General features: G+C 63.3%; 20 protein-coding genes and 1 pseudogene. 5 read left to right on the forward strand and 16 right to left on the reverse strand.

The features are described 5' to 3' along the window. A partial coding sequence (locus QOC76_RS02555) for a cytochrome ubiquinol oxidase subunit I (RefSeq protein WP_526353884.1) occupies positions 1-305 on the reverse strand: 305 nt, incomplete at its 3' end. A gap of 584 nt (positions 306-889) precedes the next feature. Between QOC76_RS02555 and QOC76_RS02560 the strand changes: the two genes are divergently transcribed. Next, the gene (locus QOC76_RS02560) at positions 890-1,459 is read left to right on the forward strand and encodes a DsbA family protein (RefSeq protein WP_526353845.1); all 570 of its coding nucleotides are present in this window, start codon (positions 890-892) and stop codon (positions 1,457-1,459) included. Positions 1,460-1,461: 2 nt separating this feature from the next. Here the strand turns inward: QOC76_RS02560 and QOC76_RS02565 are convergent, their stop codons facing one another. Next, complete coding sequence (locus QOC76_RS02565) at positions 1,462-1,764, reverse strand: putative quinol monooxygenase (RefSeq protein WP_526353847.1); 303 nt, start codon at positions 1,762-1,764, stop codon at positions 1,462-1,464. 700 nt (positions 1,765-2,464) lie between these two features. On the opposite strand from QOC76_RS02565, the gene QOC76_RS02570 reads away from it, so the two are divergent. Continuing rightward, positions 2,465-3,283, forward strand: a complete 819-nt coding sequence (locus QOC76_RS02570) for an aldo/keto reductase (RefSeq protein ID WP_526353849.1) — start codon at positions 2,465-2,467, stop codon at positions 3,281-3,283. Positions 3,284-3,718: 435 nt separating this feature from the next. On the opposite strand, the gene QOC76_RS02575 is transcribed toward QOC76_RS02570, so the two are convergent. From QOC76_RS02575 to QOC76_RS02615, 9 genes and pseudogenes are all read right to left on the reverse strand, one after another. Then, entirely contained in the window at positions 3,719-4,921 is a 1,203-nt protein-coding gene (locus tag QOC76_RS02575; protein ID WP_526353851.1) for a PucR family transcriptional regulator, read from the reverse strand. A gap of 334 nt (positions 4,922-5,255) precedes the next feature. Next, a pseudogene (thiS, locus tag QOC76_RS02580) lies at positions 5,256-5,438 on the reverse strand (sulfur carrier protein ThiS); the annotation flags it as partial. 344 nt (positions 5,439-5,782) lie between these two features. Next, the gene (locus QOC76_RS02585) at positions 5,783-6,460 is read right to left on the reverse strand and encodes an HdeD family acid-resistance protein (protein WP_526353853.1); all 678 of its coding nucleotides are present in this window, start codon (positions 6,458-6,460) and stop codon (positions 5,783-5,785) included. Between the two features lie 641 nt (positions 6,461-7,101). After that, complete coding sequence (locus tag QOC76_RS02590; protein ID WP_526353855.1) at positions 7,102-7,296, reverse strand: hypothetical protein; 195 nt, start codon at positions 7,294-7,296, stop codon at positions 7,102-7,104. 18 nt (positions 7,297-7,314) lie between these two features. Next, the gene (locus QOC76_RS02595) at positions 7,315-8,499 is read right to left on the reverse strand and encodes an acyl-CoA dehydrogenase family protein (RefSeq protein ID WP_526353857.1); all 1,185 of its coding nucleotides are present in this window, start codon (positions 8,497-8,499) and stop codon (positions 7,315-7,317) included. A gap of 11 nt (positions 8,500-8,510) precedes the next feature. Beyond that, entirely contained in the window at positions 8,511-9,338 is an 828-nt protein-coding gene (locus tag QOC76_RS02600) for an alpha/beta fold hydrolase (RefSeq protein WP_526353859.1), read from the reverse strand. Beyond that, positions 9,335-9,787, reverse strand: a complete 453-nt coding sequence (locus QOC76_RS02605; RefSeq protein ID WP_526353861.1) for a MaoC family dehydratase — start codon at positions 9,785-9,787, stop codon at positions 9,335-9,337. Before QOC76_RS02605 ends, QOC76_RS02600 begins: the two co-directional genes overlap by 4 nt. A 17-nt stretch (positions 9,788-9,804) precedes the next feature. Next, complete coding sequence (locus QOC76_RS02610) at positions 9,805-11,499, reverse strand: PHA/PHB synthase family protein (RefSeq protein ID WP_526353863.1); 1,695 nt, start codon at positions 11,497-11,499, stop codon at positions 9,805-9,807. Between the two features lie 3 nt (positions 11,500-11,502). Then, the gene (locus QOC76_RS02615; protein ID WP_526353866.1) at positions 11,503-13,005 is read right to left on the reverse strand and encodes a long-chain-fatty-acid--CoA ligase; all 1,503 of its coding nucleotides are present in this window, start codon (positions 13,003-13,005) and stop codon (positions 11,503-11,505) included. A gap of 207 nt (positions 13,006-13,212) precedes the next feature. Between QOC76_RS02615 and QOC76_RS02620 the strand changes: the two genes are divergently transcribed. Further along, on the forward strand, positions 13,213-13,833 hold the full coding sequence (locus tag QOC76_RS02620) for an HdeD family acid-resistance protein (RefSeq protein WP_526353868.1): 621 nt from the start codon (positions 13,213-13,215) through the stop codon (positions 13,831-13,833). Between the two features lie 91 nt (positions 13,834-13,924). Beyond that, on the forward strand, positions 13,925-14,311 hold the full coding sequence (locus tag QOC76_RS02625; RefSeq protein ID WP_526353870.1) for a DUF1003 domain-containing protein: 387 nt from the start codon (positions 13,925-13,927) through the stop codon (positions 14,309-14,311). On the opposite strand, the gene QOC76_RS02630 is transcribed toward QOC76_RS02625, so the two are convergent. Then, a complete protein-coding gene (locus QOC76_RS02630; RefSeq protein WP_526353872.1) occupies positions 14,265-15,491 on the reverse strand; it encodes a PucR family transcriptional regulator in 1,227 nt (408 codons plus the stop codon). The genes QOC76_RS02625 and QOC76_RS02630 overlap by 47 nt on opposite strands. An 85-nt stretch (positions 15,492-15,576) precedes the next feature. Continuing rightward, positions 15,577-16,863 (reverse strand): PucR family transcriptional regulator, encoded by a 1,287-nt coding sequence (locus tag QOC76_RS02635; RefSeq protein ID WP_526353874.1) that lies wholly within the window; start codon positions 16,861-16,863, stop codon positions 15,577-15,579. 238 nt (positions 16,864-17,101) lie between these two features. Between QOC76_RS02635 and QOC76_RS02640 the strand changes: the two genes are divergently transcribed. Continuing rightward, a complete protein-coding gene (locus tag QOC76_RS02640; protein WP_526353876.1) occupies positions 17,102-17,743 on the forward strand; it encodes a DUF1345 domain-containing protein in 642 nt (213 codons plus the stop codon). Positions 17,744-17,942: 199 nt separating this feature from the next. Here the strand turns inward: QOC76_RS02640 and QOC76_RS02645 are convergent, their stop codons facing one another. From QOC76_RS02645 to QOC76_RS02655, 3 genes are all read right to left on the reverse strand, one after another. Further along, on the reverse strand, positions 17,943-19,298 hold the full coding sequence (locus QOC76_RS02645; RefSeq protein WP_526353878.1) for a serine hydrolase domain-containing protein: 1,356 nt from the start codon (positions 19,296-19,298) through the stop codon (positions 17,943-17,945). Between the two features lie 449 nt (positions 19,299-19,747). Continuing rightward, positions 19,748-20,440 (reverse strand): sensor domain-containing protein, encoded by a 693-nt coding sequence (locus QOC76_RS02650; protein WP_526353880.1) that lies wholly within the window; start codon positions 20,438-20,440, stop codon positions 19,748-19,750. 216 nt (positions 20,441-20,656) lie between these two features. Next, the coding region (locus QOC76_RS02655; RefSeq protein ID WP_526353882.1) for a transglycosylase family protein at positions 20,657-21,093 on the reverse strand (437 nt) is incomplete at its 5' end.

The raw sequence follows: 21,093 nt of genomic DNA on the forward strand, positions 1-21,093 counted from the left end.
ACGTCGCCGAAGCGGCCCATCAGTCCCGGCCACAGCAAGCCCATTTCGAAGCTCAGCACCGTGCCGGACACCGCGCCGATTGCGAACAGCACGCCGGCGACCTTCGCCCATCGATGAGCGATCTCCAAAGCGAGGGAGTCGCCGCGGATCGCTCCGCGCCAATGCACAACGAAGATCAAAGCGGGAAAAGCCAGCCCGAAGCTGGCCAGGACGATGTGAAAGCCCAGGGTCACCGCCATCTGTTGACGGGCAGGCAGAAGATCCGGTGGCGCGCTGCCGGCGACGAACAACAGCACGTCATGCATCGCCACCAATCGGCCTCCCTTCTGCGCTCGGCAAAAAGCCAACCGATGTCGCGGGATGACCCGGTCCCAATGCCCAGTCGACGTGTCCGCCGGCGGTCGCCGCACCGCCTGAGCAACCAAGGTCTCGGACCTCGCCGTCTGCCGAGCTGCTCGAAACGGCGACACTGCGTCGTGATGGTTGGCCCGCACGGCCGCGTCTGGAACCAGCTTGCTGGACTGAGCAGCCTGACACCTCGGCCCCGCGGCACGACTTAATTGCAGTCGTACTCACCCGGCAAGGCAGTTTTCCTCTGCGGCGGTTTGCCCCGCCGCCAATCGCGCTATGGTTTCGATCGCGAGCGCCGAACATGCTGTTGTGCAGCGCTGCTCATCGTGATCCTTGCCCGACGGCCGCGGACCTCTGCAGATCGCGCCCTGAGATTGCGCGGAATCGCGCGGTGCTTCGGTTGACGCAATAGATTGCGGTCGGACGAAACCGGATGTTCTGCGCCGGCGATCCCCGTCCCACGATGCCGAACCGACGTCGGACGGCTTGCGCCGCTGGGCCGAAGCCACGCCGGTCGGCGGCGGGCAGCATGGCGGCCATGACTCAGAACCGGACCCTCGAAATACCAGTCCCGCGCGGTGCCACCGACGACAAGACCGGCATTGCCGTCGGCACCGGCCCGGTCGACGTAGACGCCTATATCGACTTCCAATGTCCCTTCTGCAAACAATTCGAGTTGGCTTCCGCCGACGCCATCAACCTGCTGCTGGACCGGCAGATGATTCGGTTCATCCGTCACCCGATGAACTTCCTGGACAACGCATCGACGACTCACTATTCGACCCGTGCAGCCGCCGCGGCCGCAGCGGCGTCGGACGCACGACGATTCCACGAGTACGCCCACGCACTAATCGAATATCAGCCGCCCGAGGGCGGTCCGGGCCTGACAGATGACCAGCTCATCGCTTTAGGACAGACCATCGGCGTCACGGATCCCTCGTTCGCCAGTGAGATCCAGGAGGGCAGATACCTTCCCTGGCCCAGCTTTGTGACTGAGCGTGCGCTCGCGCGCGGCATCGGCGGCACACCCAGCGTCTTTGTTCAGGGCATACCGATTCCGGCCCGGCCGGATCTGATCGTGGCCGCTGTCGAGCGCGTGGCGGGCTGACGTCAGCCGCCTGGCAATTGCGCGGCCAGCACGTCGGCCGTCTCGATCGACGGCGTCTCCTCGAACAGGTACTCGTTCTCCTTGAGCGCCTGTGCGACCCGACCAGTCAGGTGTGCGCGCCGACCCTCTTCGTCGGGGAAGACACCGAAGATGCCGAACTCGAGCACGCTGAACCGGACTCCGAACCAGGCGGTGGTCGACGGCTCGTCTCGAACCATTTCCAGTGTGTCCTCGAGGAACTGGGCAACCTCATTCTCTTTGGTTGGCTTGGCCAGCATACGAACGAGCAATCCGACGGTCACCATGGCTGTTCTCCTCTGCATAGGCGGAAACTGATATGCATCTCCGCCTCACGCTAGGTCCGGCGGCGGCCCCACAACTCCGACACCGAGGCGCAACCGGACCTCCGCCCATGGGCCTATCAGGACGAACGGGTCCTGACTACCGAGAAGAGCGATGCATGTTGTAGCCGGCACCTCCGCGCCAGCCGGGCCGCCATACCGGTGGTCCGGACGACATTCTCGAGCTGGCTGCCCTCGCTAAGCCGATCCACCACCCACGCCGCCTACCGGACCATCGCCGGCTCGGGCGGCAACAGCCGCGATCCGGACGGTCGTGGCGAATGAGCTCGATACAGTGTTCGTGGAAATCTCGGTATCGACCAGGAAAATTGGCTTGGCCAAGGGTATTTGGCGTTACGCGCCCACTCTGCGTGCATTGCCGGGCATTACCGGGTGCTGGTGGTGTGCGCTGCGACTGCGCCGTCACTGACCAGCGCTTTTGCTCAAGACTCTCGTGCAGTGCCTCGATTGCGGCCAGACCCCTACCGGCTGGCACTTGGGCCCGCAAGATCCACATGCGTCGCACAGTTGTGCACTGTCGGGTCGAAGTGCGGTGCCTGATGCCGCCTGCAGAATTAGGTGAATCCGGCAGAGCGGTGGTCTTCCCGTTCAACTGGGACGTTCGAAAGGCGGCTGAAGAATGACCCCAGCTCGCTCTATACCGTTGCGCTCCGGCGAGAAGATCGCCGCCCTCGGCCAGGGGACCTGGCACTTTGCCGAAAGCCCGGCGCGGCGGACCGAGGAGGTCGCCTCGATCCGGCTCGGTATCGACTTGGGAATGACGGTGATCGACACCGCCGAGATGTACAGCAACGGCGCGGCGGAAGCCTTGGTCGGCGAGGCGATCGCCGGACGCCGCAGCGACGTATTTCTTGTCGACAAGGTGCTCCCGCACCACGCAACCCGGGAGGGCACCTTTCGCGCGTGCGAGGCAAGCCTGGGCAGGCTCGGGGTTGACTACGTTGATCTCTACCTTCTGCACTGGCGGGGTCGCATCCCGCTGGTCGAGACAATCGAAGGCTTCGCCGATTTGAAGTTACAGGGGATGATTCGCTATTGGGGCGTGAGCAATTTCGATATCGACGACATGATCGAACTGTCAGGCGTCCCGGGTGGTGATGACGTCCAGACGAATCAGATCCTCTATAACCTGACCCGCCGCGGCCCGGAGTATGCGCTGCTACCGTGGCTGGCCCAACATGGGATACCGGCCATGGCCTACTCGCCAATCGAGCAGGGCCGGCTGCTCGAACACCCAGCGCTGCAACCGATTGCGCAGCGACACGACGCCACTCCGGCACAGATCGCGCTGGCGTGGGTGCTTCAACACGACGGGGTCGCCGCTATCCTACGCGCCGGAACTCTTTCTCACGTTCGGCAAAACGCTGCCGCCCGAGACATCGAGCTGACCCGCAACGACCTCCGTGACCTCGACCGAGCGTTCCCGCCGCCTACCCGGCCGCGCCCGCTCGAAGTTCTGTGAACGGCCCCGATTTCGTCACCGAGGCCGGAAAGTGGAGCAACGACAATCCACCGATGCACGACGACGGCGGGCTGTACGCCAACCACTTTGAGCGGGGTGCGAAGCCGATCAGGCTGGTCGAACGGCTCGAATTCGACGTCGCATCAGTCGATCCCGAGGCCCGCGACACGCAGCCGAACGGCGCCTTTGGCCCGGTCTCGACACAGCGCTATGTCGCCAACGTGCCCAGCGGCGTCGGTCCGGGTATCGGCGGTGGGGCTTCGTTGGGGGCTTGCAGCGCCTGTCGGCGTCGACGGATCGAGGACTGCTTGGCCGGGCCGCTATGTCACGGTGACGGATGCCCACGCGGAGCTCTGGGATGGGTCTTGTGGGGCCAAGAGGACGAACCGCCTTCTCACGCACCGCTTTCAGTGCCAGGAACTGTGTACCGAGACCCTATGGTGCAGGCATGTTTTCGCGGACCTCGAACGCCAGGCATATTTCGGCGAGTTCATCGGGCACCGCGAGCGACCTGCCGGCGTACCGCTCGATGCGGTGCAGACGGTGCCGGACAGTGTTCGGGTGAACATGCAGGTGGGCGGCGGCATTGTTGACCGAGCCCTTATTGGCAATCCACGCCCTGAAGGTGTCGAAGAGGACATCTTTTTCTTCGCTTGTCAGGTCGTCGAATTGCTCCAGGATGACCGCTGCCACCTTCTTCGTAACCTCGGGTGAGCTGACGGCGGCAACAGCGAGCACAGAGTTGTCGAACACGGTCACACCGCCGTTGTTGCCGCTGCGGGCGTTCATTGCGACGCGGGCGTAACGGAGTGCTTGCGCGGTGTTGGTTAACTCATGGAACTGCGGGCTGACCCCTACCCGTTTGGCGGTTTGTCTTTCGATGAGTTCGAACATCGTGTCACGGGTGCCGCTGGATGGGACGTGGGCGATGCCGACCTGAATGTCGGGCAGCAGGCGCCACGCGGAGAAGATGTCGACGGCGCGCAGCTTGGCGCTGATTCCAGGGAGCGCCTGTTTACCCAAAGCCGGGCACTCGGCCGCAATGACAACATACGGCCCCGAAAGCGGCAAGCGCAGCAGCTGGGCGACTTCCCACACGCTGTAGTCGGTGATGGTGCGCCCGTCCAGGAGTGCTTCGGTCAGCGCGGCCCGTTCGGCCTCGTCGTCCAAGACCTGGTGCATGTTCTGCTGTCGATAGGCGCTCGCCATCGCGTCGGTGTAGAGGTTCTGAAAGCGCCAGATCCGCCTCGTCGCCTGGATCACCATGTCCCTGCTGACGCCGCGTTTCTCTGTGGCGACGTCCACGACGGCGTCCCAGAGACGGTATGAGGCCACGCGGTAGGCATCCATCACTGCCGGCAGTGGGATGCCGGCCGCGGCCCGTCTGCAACCTGTGGCGACTGCGGGCGACGTGTCGAAAGCCACGCCGTCTTCGAGACTTTTCAACGCGAACCGGAGGTTCTCGGTGCAACTGTCCAGCAAGTCGTCGTCGGTCACCGCACGGGTGCTTTTGTAGAAGCCGACTTCGGCTCTCACCGCGGAGGCGACATCTTGCGCCAGCTCATCGACGCGGTCGGCTAACGTCGATGCGAGTCCGCGAGTCTCTACGTCGATGTGAATGGATTGTTGTGCGGTCATGAGCAATCCGTTCCGAGTGTGACACCAGCTGGTAGCAGCGCGCCTTCTTGCCGCAAGCCTAAGACCGACAGGTGCAGCTCCGGTTGTGCTCTTGCACAGCGGTCGGTGTTTGACGTTGTCACGAAGTACAACGACGACATCTGGGGTCCCGGGCGACGGCTGTGGCTGCGCGCGGCTGTCACGACGCATTAGCCAGTGCTCAACCAAACGAAGGGATCGGCAGGACACATTCGGCGCGGACTAACTTGATGGCGTCTGGCACCGTTCAGTCGTCGGCTATCCATTGATCAGCCGCGGCGAGCTCCCGGCCCACGATTGTGGGCTTGGACTCAGCCTGCACTGCTGTTAGCACTTGGAGCCGGGCGCCGTCGGAAAGTTTCGTCTGCCAGGCGGATCGCGGTAGCACCGCTCGGTTCAACGCCACGGCGACCCCGCGGGCGGGGTAGCCGAGCGACTCCAGCAACACCGCGACCGTGCCGCTATCCTTAACCCACATACGCCGGCCATTGACGGTGATGACGACCGGGCCGTCGTCGCCGGTTTCACTCGGGCCGTCGTGCCCGATAGTGTCGCTCATGTCTGTTCCTCCGACTGACTCCATACCGAATCACCCTGTTGTACGACCGCAACCGGCCGCGCGTCGTGACAAGAACCCCGGTGACCGGCAGGTGCTCATTGCCGTCTTCCCCAGCACACGATGATGTCATCGACCCTTGTGATTGGCGCACCCGCCGCATTGGGGCCGGGCCGCCAAGATCTGCGCGAGCGAGATGACCCCTGTCGGTGAGGGTCCGCGGAAAGTGCAATGCTCGCCCGGGACATATTCGACGCTTTGCATGACCGCTCCCTCGTCGAACCGGGTCAGTCCCGGACGTGGACGGTTGCGTCGGGTGCGGGATGGTTATTGGTGACCCTGAGGCGATCGGCCAACCCTTCCACGGCGGTGAGGCCGCTGCGTCCTCGGTGAAGCTGGAAGGCCAGCGCGATTTCGCCGATGCCGTGCACGAGGGCTCCGGCGGCAACCCACGCCACTAAAACAACCACGGAGACGTTCCATGACCCTGCCGCCCAGAACCCCAACCCCAGCTCGATGAGTCCGCAAATCAACAGCACCCACCATCCGGGCACGGCGCTGCCTGCGAAAGCCATGGCGATGTCGAAGCAACCGCGGAAGATGAAGTAGAAGCTGATGATGGCGGCCAGCGTGACGAAGGTGGCGCCGAGGTTCGCCAAGGAAACCACACCCACCACCACCAGCAGCGCCGCCAGCAGCCCGTGCGCGATGCGCCAGCCGGCGGATGAGGACACCGCGCCGATCATGACCTCATTGAGCGCCGCAACCAGGCAGTACACCCCGAACAGCACGGCCACCGCCGCGACGGCGGTGTAGTTGAAGCGCAGGATCACGATGGAAAGGACGATCCAAGCGGCGCCGGTGATCAGCAGCAGCCACCAGAAGCGGGTCTTGGACACGGCGTCGGCAAAGAAACGACCTACTGTCCCAGCCGGTGTCGACGTGTCCTGACGAGTCTCGCTCATTGGAACTCCTAAGCATCGGTTGATGTAGTCTCGCCAACCCCTCTCCGGCGAGAATGAGTCAAGAGTGCGCTCGGCCATAAACAATTGCGATGTGTTGTGACACAACATCTCTGTCGCAATGCGGTGCCTGCCAACAACGCCGTCCAGGCCTGCCTTCCGGGCTCGCGCCTAATCTGACGCTTCAGGTTCGTCGAAAGAAAATGACTTAATCGCGCCTCCCATCGGGTTTACCGTCGCGGTTCCGGTAGCAGCCAATGTCTTGAAAGATCGCGGCCCTGTGCACAATGAAGGGCATGCATGTCTACATTGAGCAAGCTCCATGACGTACGCGGCTGAGCATCATGAGCACGCAGCGCGACTCCATGGCTAAGCCGCCAGGCTCCACGAGATAAAAGACATTGTGACCTCCGGAAAACCTGATGGCTGCGGCGCAGCGCGATGACCTCATTGGTGAGACGCTGACGCACGGAGCCCGACATTTCGCGCTCGCCGCTTAAGAGAAGCCAATTACGCGGTACTTGACATGATGTACGCGCGAGCGGCCGCCGCGGCATGGAGCGTGATCACGCCGACGGCCCACGAACCGCGCTTGACGGTGTCGATTCAGGTCGACTTGCGCCGAACCTGACCTCTGAGGACCATCATTCCGCGCCTTCGACTTTCGTCAACTCGTCGTCGAACCACGCACTGGCATATCGCATTTTGTCGTGTGCGTTCTCCCGTTGCAGTCCCAGCTGCGCGACGATGTCCTCGGCGACATGACGCGCGTGGCCCGACTCACCGTATGGCTGATGGCGTTCAAGGATCTGCCGAATCCGCTCGACCGGCTCGGTCATTCTATGTCTCCCTTCCACTTACACGAACGCGCTTAGCCCGGTGATGGCACGCCCGACGATGAGCGTATTCATCTCGCGGGTGCCCTCGTAGGAGTAGATGGCTTCGGCGTCGGCGACGAAGCGTCCGACGTTGTGTTCCAACAGAATTCCATTGCCGCCCAATATTTCCCGTGCATATCCAACGGTTTCCCGCATTCGCACCGTGCACCAAGCCTTCGCCAGCGACGAGTGCCGGTCCTCTGCATGTCCCTCGTCCTGCAACTGCGACAGCCTGGCGCACAGCGCCCACGACGATGTGATGTTTCCCAGCATCCGTACCAGCAGGTCCTGCACCAACTGGAAACCAGCGATCGGCCTGCCGAACTGTTCACGGGATATCGCGTACGCCAAAGCGTTCTCATAGGCCCCGCGTGCACAGCCGACGGCCATCCAGGCCACACCCGCGCGGGTCATGCGCAGCACTTCGGCGGTGTCACGGAACGAGTTCGCGTTCGCCAGTCGGTCATCCTCGGACACCCTGACATCGTCAAGGGTGATGACGGCGTTCTGCACGATGCGCAGCGCGATCTTGTCTTCCAGCTTGGTGGTCGAGAACCCAGCGCTGTCGTTGGCCACGACGAACCCCTTGACCTGGCCGTCGGTGACGTCTTTGGCCCAGATCACCGTGAGGTCGCCGAAGGTGGCGTTGCCGATCCACTTCTTCTGCCCGTTAAGGATCCACGAGTCGCCGTCCCGTCGAGCCGTCGTCGTCAGCCCACCCGAGGCGCCCGAACCGACGTCGGGTTCGGTCAGCCCGAACGCTCCGATCTTGTCGAATCGAGCCATGCTGGGCAGATATCGCTGCTTCTGATCCTCGCTACCGCACAGGTAGACAGAACCCATCGACAAACCGCCGTGCACACCCGCGAACGTCGCGATCGACGAGTCGGTACGGGCGAGTTCCATCGCCACCATGCCGTCGAGAAGGAACGACTTTCCTGGACATTCGAATCCTTGATACGGCAGTCCAGCCAGCCCGAGTTGCCGAAAGCCGGGCACGATCTCGAACGGAAAGCTCCCCCGCTGCCAATGCTGATTGATGCTCGGCGCGACCTCAGATTTCATGAAGTCGCGTACACGGTGCAAGAAGTCATGCTCGTCGTCGTCGAGCAGCGACTCCAATCCGTAGAAATCGGCGCTGTCGGTAATGGTCGCGGTGCCCATCGGGTGCTCCCTCAGTCCGGTTGATGTCTGAAACTCTCGATCACCGGCGCCAATTCAGCGGCGTTGGTGATCATGTCGACGTGGCCACCGGCATGCAGGTGCAGCGTCGCATGCGGTAGCAACCGCGCCATGACCTTGGCGTTCACCACAGGGATGATCGGGTCGTCAAGCCCGGCGACGATCAACGTCTGTTGCCGGATCAGCGGCAAGGCGAACAGGCTGGTCCACACCGCTCCGGCAAGCAACTGATGAAGGTAGCCCACTCGCGAACCGGCCATCAGCCGGCGGTCGAACAACTGCTTGACGGCGGTCGGATCAGTGCGCACGGTGCCGCCGTAGAGCGCACCGGCGATGACGGAAGCGTAATCGTGATCCAAGAACCGGCGCGGGGTCAGCATCTTCGCCAGCACCGCCGGCCCCCCAGGCACCATGACAGCACCTGTGCCGGTGGACACCAGGATCAGCCGTCGGCAGCGACGCGGGTTCTGAAACGCGAACTGCTGAGCCAGCGCACCGCCCCACGAAAACCCGAGGGCGTCCACCCTGCCGTCGAATCCAAGCTCCGTAAGCAGCCGGCCGAGGGCGGCTGCCAAGTACGGAAATGCGTACGGTAGCCGGGAATTCGGCGATCCGCCGCTCCCGGGGACGTCGAAACGCACCACGGTCGTATCGGGATGCAAACGCTCCACGAGCGGATCGAGCACTTCCAGGCCGGCTCCTATGCCATTACACAACACCAGCGGCACGCCTCTGCCCCTGCGCACATTCACTCGGATCTGCTGGCCGAGCACCGGTATCAGCCTTTCCACGCTCAATCCCGCCGCAGCCGCGGCCGTCATGGGTACAGGACGATGACATCGGCAACACATGCAGGGCAGTCTTCGCCGTCGATCTCGTATGTCAGCGTGAACACCGACTCCACGCCTGATGTCTTCTGCTGGGCACTCATCACCGTGACTGCGGCGCGGATCCGGGTGCCCACCCTGACGGGCGACGGAAAGCGCACCCTGTTGAGCCCGTAGTTCAACGCAGCCGTCTGCTCGCGGATCTCCAACACCTGCGAGATGACGGCGGCGGCGAGTGAGAGCGTGAGATAGCCGTGCGCGATGGTGCCCCTGAAGGGACCCTTCGCCGCGCGCACTGGGTCGGTATGGATCCACTGACGATCGCCGGTGGCCTCGGCGAACTGGTCGACTTGCCGCTGGGTAACCTTCATCCACTCGGTGGTGCCGAGTCGCTGTCCGACCAGCTTGAGCAGATCGGCCGGTTCTTCTAAAACGGTTGTCATACAGACTCCCTCGTTGGTCAGCGCTCGAGCACGTAGGTGCCCGGGGCCGGCTCCAGCGGCGCCATCCCCGCGCCGCCCAGCGCCGCCGGTGCATCCTTCTTCTCGCCGCTGCGCTCGCCGAGCCATGCGACGAAGTCCGGCCACCATGAATCCGTGTGCTGCTCGGCGGACTCCAGCCAAAACTCGGGATCTGGCTCATCAACGCCGCCGAGCCGATAGCTCGCACGCGGGTTGCCCGGCGGATTCACCAGGGAGGCGATGTGTCCGCTGGAGGACAGCACGAAGCGCAGGTCCTTGATTCCCAGCAGGCGGGCACTGCGGTAGCACGCTTGCCACGGCGATATATGGTCGGCGATCCCCGCGACAACATAAGCGTCCGTGGTCAATTGGCTGAGGTCCACTGGCATACCCAGCATGCTCGCGGCGCCCGGTGTGGCGAGCGAATTGTGCAGACCCGTCATCACCATGTCCCGGTGCAGCGCAGCGGCCATCCGTGTGGTGTCGGCATTCCAGTACAGGACGTCGAAGGGGGCAGGCGACTTTCCCTGGACGTAGTTGTTCACCCAATAGCGCCACACCAGGTCTGTCGGCCGCAGCCACGCGAAGACCTCCGCCAGTGACCGGCCGTCCAGATAGCCCTTTCGCGCCGACAACGCGACGGCGATGTTGGCGGCTTCCTCATCGAGGGCGGCCGAGGCGAAACCGGCCTTCCTCTGATCGAGAACCGTGACCATCAGCGTCAGGCTTGCCAGGCGTTGACCTTCCCCGCTCGAGTCGAGATGAGCCGCGGTCATCGCGGCGAGGATCCCACCCGAACAGGAAGCCTGCAGATGGGTACGGGCTGTCTGGGTGATCTTCTCGACGGCCTCCAAGGCGTTCAGGATCGCCCGGCCATATGTGTCGAATCCCCAATTCCGGTTTTCCGCAGCTGGATTCCGCCAGGAGATCGCGAACACCTGTACACCCTGCCGGACGAAGTATTCGATCATGCTGCGGCCAGGCGCGATATCCATGATGTAGAACTTGTTGATCACCGGTGGCACCATCAGCAGCGGCGCCGACAAGACCTTTTCGGTCTGCGGGGCATACTGGATCAGCTCGAATTCCTCGCATCGGAAGACCACCGAGCCGGGTGTGACGGCGACATCCTGGCCCAACGAAAACGCATCGGGATCCACCATCGACGGAACCCGTGGCGCCGACATCATGTCATCGACGAAGTGCCGCAGGCCTCGCACAGCGCTGAGTCCGCCGGTGTCGATGAGCGCCTTCCACCCCAGCGGGCTCAGGATTGGGTTGTTGCTCGGTGCGAGCCCTTCGGCGAGGAAATCCAACACGAATCGGATACGCTCGGCGTCGCGCCAGTCGAGATCTGCGTCCGAAAAAAGTTGGTCCATAGTGCTGTTCGTCGCCAGATAGGCCTGCATCGTGCGGTGGAGCAGCGGATTGCCCCGCCATGCCGGATCCGCGAATCTCTTGTCGCCCTTCGCAGGGGCCAGCTCCGAGCGGCCCTCGGCAATCGACATCAATTCCCTACCGAGCGACGCTGCGCGCGACGCCACTGTGCGGGGCTGCTTGGCGAGGTTGAGCGCAAATCGGCTCCACGCCACGTTGGGCATCAGCCGATCCGCGATGCCGACAGCCGAACTCGTCAACAGCAGATCCAGCGGTGCCGCAAGTTCGTCGGCACCTGCTTTCGTGGTGGCTACCACGTGTTATGCCTCCTCGGGTGGCGGTTTCACTTCACGGCGCAAAAGCTTGCCCGTCGGGCCGGTCGGGAGCGCGTCGACGAACCAGATGCGGCGAGGGTACTTGTACGCCGCCACCCGGCCCTTGACGAATTGCCGCACTTCGTCCAGTTCGACCGACGCGCCTTCCTTCAGAGCCACCGCAGCGCCGATTTCCTCGCCCAGTGACTCGTGGGGAATGCCGATGACCGCAGCCGCGGCCACGGCCGGATGCTCGTGCAGCGCCTCTTCGACCTCTCGCGGGTACACGTTGTAGCCGCCGCGAATGATCAGGTCTTTCTTCCGGTCGACGACGTAGTAGTACCCGTCCTTGTCCGCAATAGCGATATCGCCCGAGGAAAACCAGCCGTCCTTGATCACCTCGTCGGTGGCATCGGACAAATTCCAATACCCCTTCATCACGTTAGGGCCCTTGATCTGAATCTCACCCTGCGTGCCGGGCGCCACCTCATCGCCGTCCGAATCGACAAGGCGTACCTGGACTCCCTCGATCGGGGTGCCGATCGAGCCCGGGCGGCGTTGCGCGTCCGGGTGATTGAACGTCACGGCCGGCGATGTCTCGGAGAGGCCGTAGCCCTCCAGGATCACCGCGTGGAAGGTCTTCTCGAAAGCGTTGAGAACCGCGACGGGCAGCGCCGCGCCGCCGGACACGCACGTGCGCAGTGTCGCCGTCGCGTCCGGCGGGAACGCATCGGCAACAGACAACAGCGCGCTGTACATGGTGGGCACGGCCGCCAGCACCGTGACGTGGTCGCGGCCGATTCGTTCGATCGCCTTGGCCGGGTCGAAGCGCGCCATCAGCGAAAGTCCGGCGCCTGCGGCGATCGCGGCGTTCATTGCGCACGTCATCCCGAACACATGGAACAGCGGCAAGCAAGCCAGCACGACGTCCTCATCGGTCAGCTTCAACAGGCGTCGCACGATGACGTCCTGGTTCGAGCCAAGGCTTCCGTGCGTCAGCTCGGCGCCCTTCGGCGTGCCGGTGGTTCCCGACGTGTGCAGCACCACCGCAGTCTCTGAGTCGGCGCGTTCGGCGGGATCACCGAACTCGGGCAAGTCGACGGTCAACCGGGACAGTTCGGCGTCATCGACGAGCCACAGCTTCGCGCCTGCGGCGTCGGCACCCTCGGTCGCAGCGCCGGCGAACCCTGAGCTCCCGATCAGCACCTTTGAGTCGGTGTTCGACAGGTAAAATTGCACTTCGCGGCCCTGCATGAGCGGATTCATCGGCACCACGACGGCACCGAGCCGCCAGATGCCGTAGCACGTGATCGGTGCTGCGGCGATGTTCGGCAGCATCACGCCGACCCGATCTCCCGCGCCTATCCCCTCGCGGTCGAGCAGAGTTGCCAGACGCGCCGACGCGGCGTCCAGTTCCGTGTACGTCATCGTGCTTTCGTCGGTGATCGCCGCGATCCGATCGGGGATACGCGCGGAACTAGCAACGAGATTGAGAGCGAGATTCGACATTGCGGCTCCATCCGTCCCGCTTGGGTGGTAGCTCAATCGTCTCGACTGCACGCCGCCCTGTCGTTGTTGCGCCGAACACCGCGGCCTCGGTGATGTTGTAACCACAAACAATCGAACAGTCTGCAGACGGGGCAACAATGAATACCGCTGGCCCGCGCGGGTGTCCCCGCGTGAATCGTTGACACCGGAATCACTTTGGGAGTGAGAATGACCGAAACCCGTCAGACCCCGACGACACGATCAGGTCCGTTTCATCCCGTCCTCGATAACGTCGTATCCAGCACGAAGAACTGGTGGTTACTACTCGTCGCCGGCATTGCATGGATCGTGATCGCAGTGGTGATCCTGCGATTCGACTACGCCACGGTGGCGACGATCGCCACTCTTTTCGGCTTCTTCAGTTTCCTGGCGGCAGCGAATGAAGTAATGGTCGGCGCCGTTTCAACCACCGGTTGGCGCATCCTGCACTGGATTCTTGCGGCGCTGTTCGTCGTGGTCGGTGTCATTGCGTTCATCCGGCCCAGCGACACGTTCGTCGGCCTTGCCGCCGTCATGAGCTTCTATTTCGTTTTCCGTGGATGCTTCGACATCGCAATGGCATTCGCGGCGACCAGGGCACCCGGGTGGTGGGTACTACTACTCGTCGGCCTGGCGGAGTTGGCGATCGGTTTCTGGGCCGCCGGCTCGTGGAACGTGTCGGTGACCGTGCTGGTGTCATGGGTCGCTGCCGGGGCGCTGATTCACGGTGTCGGTCAGATCGCCTCCGCCTTCGCCGTGCGCAAGGTCGGCCATAGCGTTTCTGCCCTCGACGGACAGCACGCGTCGTGAATCGCCCGGTGTGATGAGTTCAGTACGCACCGAAGTCAGCCGGCTCGTACCGCGTCGGCTTCTGAAGGGCACCGAAATACACCACCCGGTGGTGATCGACGAGGCGCACAAACGCAACGCGAGTTTCCAACTGCGAGTGGCCGATCAGATCACGGCATTCGCCGGATCCATGAGCTTCGTCTTCATCCATGCGGCGTTGTTCGCGGTGTGGATGTTGTTTTTCGAACGCAGTCCGTGGCCGACATTGACCCTGGTGGTCTCGCTCGAGGCAATCTTCTTGTCGACCTTCGTGATGATCGGCCAGAATCGACAGGCGGCATTCCAACAAACTAAGGCCGATCACGACTTCCAGGAGCAGGAACTGGAACTCAAGACCAACACCGAGCTCACTCGGGAAATCCACAGACTCACAGCCGAACTGCACAAACGCCTCATGGAACCGGCAGCCGATGCTCATCGCCCTGCGTCTGCCACATGAGACGGCGATGAACTTCCATCGCCAGGGAGAATTCGGCGACATCGCGCGGCCGTGACAGTGACCGGCCAGTACGTTGCTCAATGCGATGCAACCGGTATCGCACGGTGTTGGGATGGCAGAACAGCACTTCGCCCGCCACCCGGAGCGATCCGTCGTTCTCCAACCACACCCTGAATGTGTCGAAGAGAATGTCACGCTCATGCTGAGCCAGTTCGGCGAAGCACTCGATCGTTGGCGTCACCAGTTTGACCATCACCTCTGGGGCGCTGACTGCGGCAGTGGCGATTATCGAGCCGTCGAACTGTGTGACATGCCGTTCCGGGTCCGGCCTGCCACGCAGGGTAATCCTGGCGTATCGAAGCGCTTGTGCCGTCTCGCGCAGGTCGTCGAAGCAGGAGCTCACCCCGACCCGCGTCGTCGCCATCCGGGACACGAGCGCCAGCACACTCGCGAGCTGTTTGTCAGTCTTGACATGCACGATCCCGACCTGCAAATCCGGAAGAATCCGCCAGGCGGAGAACACATCCAAGCTGCGCAGCTTCGATTCGACTTCCGGCAGGGCCTGCATCCCAGTCTCGGCGATTTCGGCGGCGACGACGACATAAGGTCCCTCGGTAGGCAGCCGGAGGTAGTCGGCCGCTTCCCAAACGCTCCATTGTTCGAACAGCCGTCCGCGCAGCACCGAGTCGATGAGGACGGAGCGCTCTGACTCCTCGCTGAGCACCCGGCGCGCCTGCTCGGCTCGGTATGCGGTCGCCATCGCGTCGGTGTAAATATCCTGGGCGGCAGATACTTTCGCGGTCAGCACGCCCAAGGCTTCGCCGTTGACATGGTTGTGGATCGCGGACTCCGCCACTACCGCGTTCCATACGCCACGGAATCCGACCCGGTATGCCTCCAGCAACGACGTGAGCGGCACCCCATCCCCGGCACGCTGAATACCCAGCTCCGCCGCGGCGGTTGGGTCGAACGCCGAATCGTTCGCGATCGCCGTGAAGATCGGCTGCATGTTCGCGGAGCATCCGCCGACGATGACCTCGAAGGCCACCGGCCTCGTCGTCTGGTAGAGCCGCACTTCCCGAGTGATCGCACGGGCAAGCGTGGGCGCGAGCTCATCGGTTCGCCGGTAAAGCGCGGTTGCGACCTTCGCGACCTGTTGTTGGACCGCATTGTTCTGCATGCGCGGAAAGATTAGGCTCAACCGCCCCGTGGCGATTGTTCCCGGAGGACGAAGTTCGCCGTTGCCGTTGTCTCCGGCGATCCTGCTATCGCCAGCCCTGCCTCAGGACGGCGCCGCCATACCAATGGCACAACAACAACGCGAGCTCAACAGCGAGCCGATCCTCTGCGATCGGCCGACCGCGCCGGACTTCGGCGCGCCCGACGCGGTACTTCACCGTGTTGAAGTGCATGGCGAGTTCCTCGGCCGCCATTTTGTAACTGCTGCCGCAGCCCAAGAATATCCGCAGCGTCTCACGCAATCGCTCGTCATTCTCGCTATCGGCGGCCAGATCCCCGAGCACGTCGTCAACCCATTCGCGGGTGTAGCCCACATCGTCACCGAGGAGCGAAGCGATGGACAGGCCGGGGTCGCTGGCGGAAATCACCACGCGTTCGTGCCGACCGCTCACCATCGCGACGCCGCGCGCTCCTTGTGCTTCGCGGTGCGACCGGCGGAATCCCTCGACGCCGCCCGCTATCGTCCCGATCGCCAAACTGGGGCCATTCCCCTGCTTCTGGGCGTGGGCGCACACTCTGGCGGCGGCGTCCGACGGTTCCGCACGAAACGGCAGCCATCCGTACCCGCACATCCGGTCGGCCGCGACGAACAATGGGTTTGCGTCGGCCCCTGCGGATTGCGCGAGTTCCCGGACAAACCGCTGCAGCGAGGCAAGTTCGTCGCCTTCGGTGCCCTCGTCAAGGCACCACATGATCACCGCCAGATGGTGCCATCGCAGTGGATAGCGGATCGATGTGCTCGACGCATCCGCGTCGACGGCCTTATTCGCGGCCAGTACCTCTCGAACTCGCACGGCTCGAAGGCTGTTCTGATTCTCCAGCCAGCGTTCCCGCTCGTCTTCATACACCGCGACGACCTGCTGCGAGATCCAGTCGATGTATTCGAACAGGGTGCGGGTGATCGCCTCGATGACGGTGTACCTCAGCGATTCAGGGATATCGATTGCCCGAACCTCGGCGAAAACGATCTCGTTGACCTGGCGCTGACCGAGACGATAGGCACGGACCAGCGCGTTCACCGGGACGCCGTGTTGGGCGAGCCGGCGGGCATACTCCAGCGCCGCCGTCGGCGGCTCCACCCTCTCCACCGGGATGTCGTAGCGCAGTGCGTGCAGAAGGGTTTCGACGTTTCCCTCGATGCTGGCGCCGAGCAACTCCACGATCCGCGCATCGCCCCGCAGCTCGGGGATATCATCCTCCAACAGACCTCGAATGCCAGACGACACCGCCGCCAGCCGGTCATGCAGCCGGTCGGCGGTCTCGGCGACGTAGCGACTCACGTCGACGTCGTCGTCGCGACGTCGGGTGCGCACCTGTTGACAGTAGATCGTCGGGCCCCCGATAACCGGCGATTTGCAGTCCCACAGGGTTGTTCCCGGGCGACAAACGCGTGATTGTGCTTGCGCGATCGCCGTCCACTCGCCGGCACCGACGTATCAAGTACCCACCACGTACGAAGTCCGCAGCCGCCCGACGAATCACATCACTTACATGACACCCACTTGTCGTGTTGCAGGTTGGATTAGACGAGACGATGCGACACTCAGCTACGTGAGCACGCTGGGCCGCGACGGCCCCATCGCGGCGCGTGCTGCCGTGGCGGCAGCGTGCGGCCTCGCCGTGGCGATCTGCATCGGCGTTTCCATGGAGTGGAGCTATGCGCCGGCGTGCGGCTGGATCGCCGCCGCGGTCGTGTTCCTCATCTGGACGTGGGCGGTGATCGCGACGATGAGCCCGGCACGGACGGGGTCTCACGCCACCCGCGAAGATCCGACCCGGGTGGCCACCGACATGTTCATTCTTAGCGCTAGCGTGGCGAGCCTCCTCGGGGTCGCCTACCTCTTCGCCGCGGGCCACTCACAGGGAGTGGAAGCCGATATCGCCGCCCTGGTAGGTGTCGGCAGCGTCGCGGCGGCGTGGCTAATGGTGCATACGATCTTCACCCTGCGCTATGCGTTGCTTTACTACGCCGATTCAGCGGGCGGCATCAATTTCAATCAATCCGAAGCGCCGGCGTACGCCGACTTCGCATACCTAGCCTTCACGATCGGCATGACCTATCAGGTGTCAGACACCGATCTCAAAACCCGCACGATTCGAGGGACGGCCTTACGCCACGGTCTGCTGTCGTATCTCCTCGGGGCCATCATCCTCGCGGCAGCGGTGAACTTGGTCGCCGGCCTAGCCCACTGAGTGGGGTCCAAGCTGCAACTTCCAGGATTACGACAAGCGGCTCGGCGGGACGTGAAATGGCTCAGATCTTCTACCGCCAAACAGGTTGCGGCTCAGCAGCGCATGTTCGAAGCCGACAACCGGCTCGTTAGTGGCACGATACGTCGTGGTGTGCTGCGAAGGCGGCCGACCCTGACCACAGGTTGAGCGGCGCGGGACTTTACATCTGTTCGATCAGGTCTTTGGCGATGAGCGTGGCCGCGGCCCGACCATCCGCGGTGGGCTCGAGGTTGACCCAGACCACGATCGTCACTTTGTGTTCGGGGTCGGTTCCGGCGAAGGTATTGAAGCCCGGAACCTCTCCGGTATGCCCATACAACGCACCGTATTTCGCGATGCCCAGCCCGTACTGTGGCGCATCGGGGTCTGCCGGATTCGTTGATTGCAGGCTGGCCATCCGCTTGGCTTGCATGTCGGGATCGAGCAGTTTCCCGTCGGCCAACGCCTCAACCCAGGTCGCCAGATCGGCCACGGTGGAGATGCCGGCGCCGGCCGCCCAGGCCCACGACGGGTTCAGGGATGTCTGATCACCGGGCTGTAGCGTGCCCGCCTTTGCTGCCGCCTGCATGTCGGGCGGGACCGCCGCTGGTGTGCCCATGGTCAGCACGTTGGTGCCATACATGTAACCGTTGGGATGGGGGTCCGGAATGGCGTTCGAGGTGGTGGGCGGAAACAACGTGTCGCTGAGCCCGAGCGGGGCGAACAACCGATCCTGAAACACCCGCGACAGCGGCTTCGCATCAAGCCTTTCGGCGATGAGCCCGAGCAAAACCGTGTTGGTGTTCGAGTAGTGGTAGCCCGTTCCCGGTGAAAAGTAGGGTGGATGGCTGAAAGCCAGAGCGAGCAATTCGTCGGGGCTCCACACTTTCTGAGGATTGCTGTCGCCCTTCTCGTTCAGTTCGCGGGTTTCGGTGTAGTTATAGAGGCCGCTGCGCATGTTCAACAACTCGGCGATGGTGATGTGATCACCGTTTGGCACATCGGGACGGAACTTCGACACCGGATCATCGAGGCTGAGCTTGCCCTCCTGGGCCTGCTGCAGAATGACGGTGCCCGTCCACGTCTTGGTGATCGATCCAATCCGGACGTGATCGGCAATGGAGACCGGACTTGTGCCACCCACCGTGGTAGTGCCATACGTCGTGCTGATCTCACCGGCGGGTGAGCGCACTAACGCGACCGCCGCGGGCACGAGCATGTCCCTGGCCATCGAGGAGACCCGCATGCGCAGAGTCATCTGATTGAGCGGCGTAGACCCAGCGATCGAGCTTTCCGACGATGGTGGGCTCGTCGACGGTCCCGCGCTGCACGCGCCGACAAGTAACGCGACGCCAGCGATGGCGCCGACAATCTGAATCCGAAGCCATCCGATCCGCAAGTGTGAAGTCACGGCAGAAGTCACCACTAACGACCGCCTTCCAGGCACGTCCAGACCCGTATGAAGCGCGATTTTCTGGTGTTGCCCCCCATGAATCTGCTCCCTGCTCTGGCGACGGCCCTCGAGGTCGCCGGTCACCGCCGATCCGCCCACGAAAGGAAGTTCTCGGGCAATTCTGTGGCGAAGTTATCTAGCCTACGATGGCCCCTCGAATCAAGCCCAGACCCAGCGTGAGGTTCGTAGAAGTCGGACCTTCGTTGCCACCGGCCGCCGCCGGCATGGTCGTGAGACCGGCCCTCAATCGTTGTGGTGGGGTCCGATGTGGAGGCGCACCTGTCGACGTACTCGAAGGTGCGAAAATCGGTGCCGCCGGTGAGTAATACGGTTTCGGGGAGCGACGGCGTCGGATGCGATGACGTTGACGGCCTCAGCATCTGGCAGGTTGCGGAAATCGTGACCGGCGAGGTCTGAAGCATGGCCGATCTGTTGATTGCCGCCCATGTGGCGCCAACGTAATATGTTGTATACCAGCTTTTTTCACTAAGCGGACTGAACTCATCCGACGGTAGTGCGGTGCCGGTGGCACATCAAGTGGGCACTTTGGCGGCGATCTGGTTGGCGATGTTGAGCGCCGAGTCCGCGGGGTTGGCGCTGCATGTGTTGACGTCGACAAGGACGTTGTTTCGTTGCACCAGTGCTCGCCCACAGGCCCACCCGGGGTCGTTGGCGTTCTGCTGAGTTGCAATGGTGCTCAATGTGCCGTCCGCGTTGGATATCGGCCCGACGTCCCACAGCGAGCCGGACTGGGGGTGGGTGTAGTGGTGGCAGGCCGGCCACTGTTGGGCAGAGGCGGAAAAGAACGCGACTGCCTGTTTGGCGGAGGGAAACAACACCACTGCCTGCTGGACATAGTGAGTGAAGTTATCGCCCTCTTGCAATGTCTGATCTCGCTCGGCCGTGTAACCGCTGTCGGCATAGGCCACGGCCTGCGCCGACCCGTCGATGGCGAGGCACTCCCTGGGCTCCATCGTGGCGCTGTCGTCAGACATCGCGAAGTGCGTTTTCGTGACCGCCATTTCGGTTGCCCCCATGGCGGCGTTGACCTGCTCGGGGCCGAGCAGCAACCCCGGCAACGCGGTGTCGGGAAGAGGAGGCGCAGTGGTCGTGGTGGTCGTCGACGTGGTGGTCGATGTTTCGGTGCCTTGGTTGCTGCCGCTGCTGCATCCGACGGTGAGAAGGCAGACGCTGGCGAGGGCGAGTCCGGCGGTTGGTTGGCGCACGTGTTCATCCCCGTTCCCCGCCGTACCATCAGCCGATCAGCACGGCGGGTTGGCCCTGCACCATTCGGTTAGACCTTGGGTGTGATGAGCGTATCTTCACCCGAGGTTGGTAGGGCACGAGTTCGGTCCACGTGGTGTGCATACTTCACTGCCGTGTGATCCCTTCAACCGCCGACGGCGTTATGCATCCCGGTGTTACGTAGCACGAGCTGATCATCACTTCGCCCTCACTTTGACGCTGCATACCGGCCAGGCGCCCCAGCCCTGCCGTGCCCGAGTGACCTCGGCGATCGCGAGTTGCTCTTCCCGGGTGGCCAGGTCGGCGCGCGGCGCGTACCGCAGTCCGCCGTGGCGTTTCCAGGTGTTTTGGTCGAACTGCACGCCGCCGTAGAAGCCGTTGCCGGTGTTGATGGCCCAGTTGCCTCCGGCCTCACAGGCGGCCAGCGCATCCCACGTCGCGCCGTTGCTCACGGGCGGCACCATGGTGCCCGGCTTGGCCCCGATCCGCAGCACCGAGGGCCGGCCAGGTGTCACGATGTCGTGAGCCGTCAGCCGTCGGCCGGTTTCGACGCCGTTGACCATAGACACTGCGAAGGTGACGTCCTGGGTGCCGGGTACGCCGGGATCCTCGACAACGTAGCGGCTCATGTTCA

This window comes from Mycobacterium sp. (assembly GCF_032159565.1).
In the GTDB taxonomy this organism is placed as follows: domain Bacteria; phylum Actinomycetota; class Actinomycetes; order Mycobacteriales; family Mycobacteriaceae; genus Mycobacterium.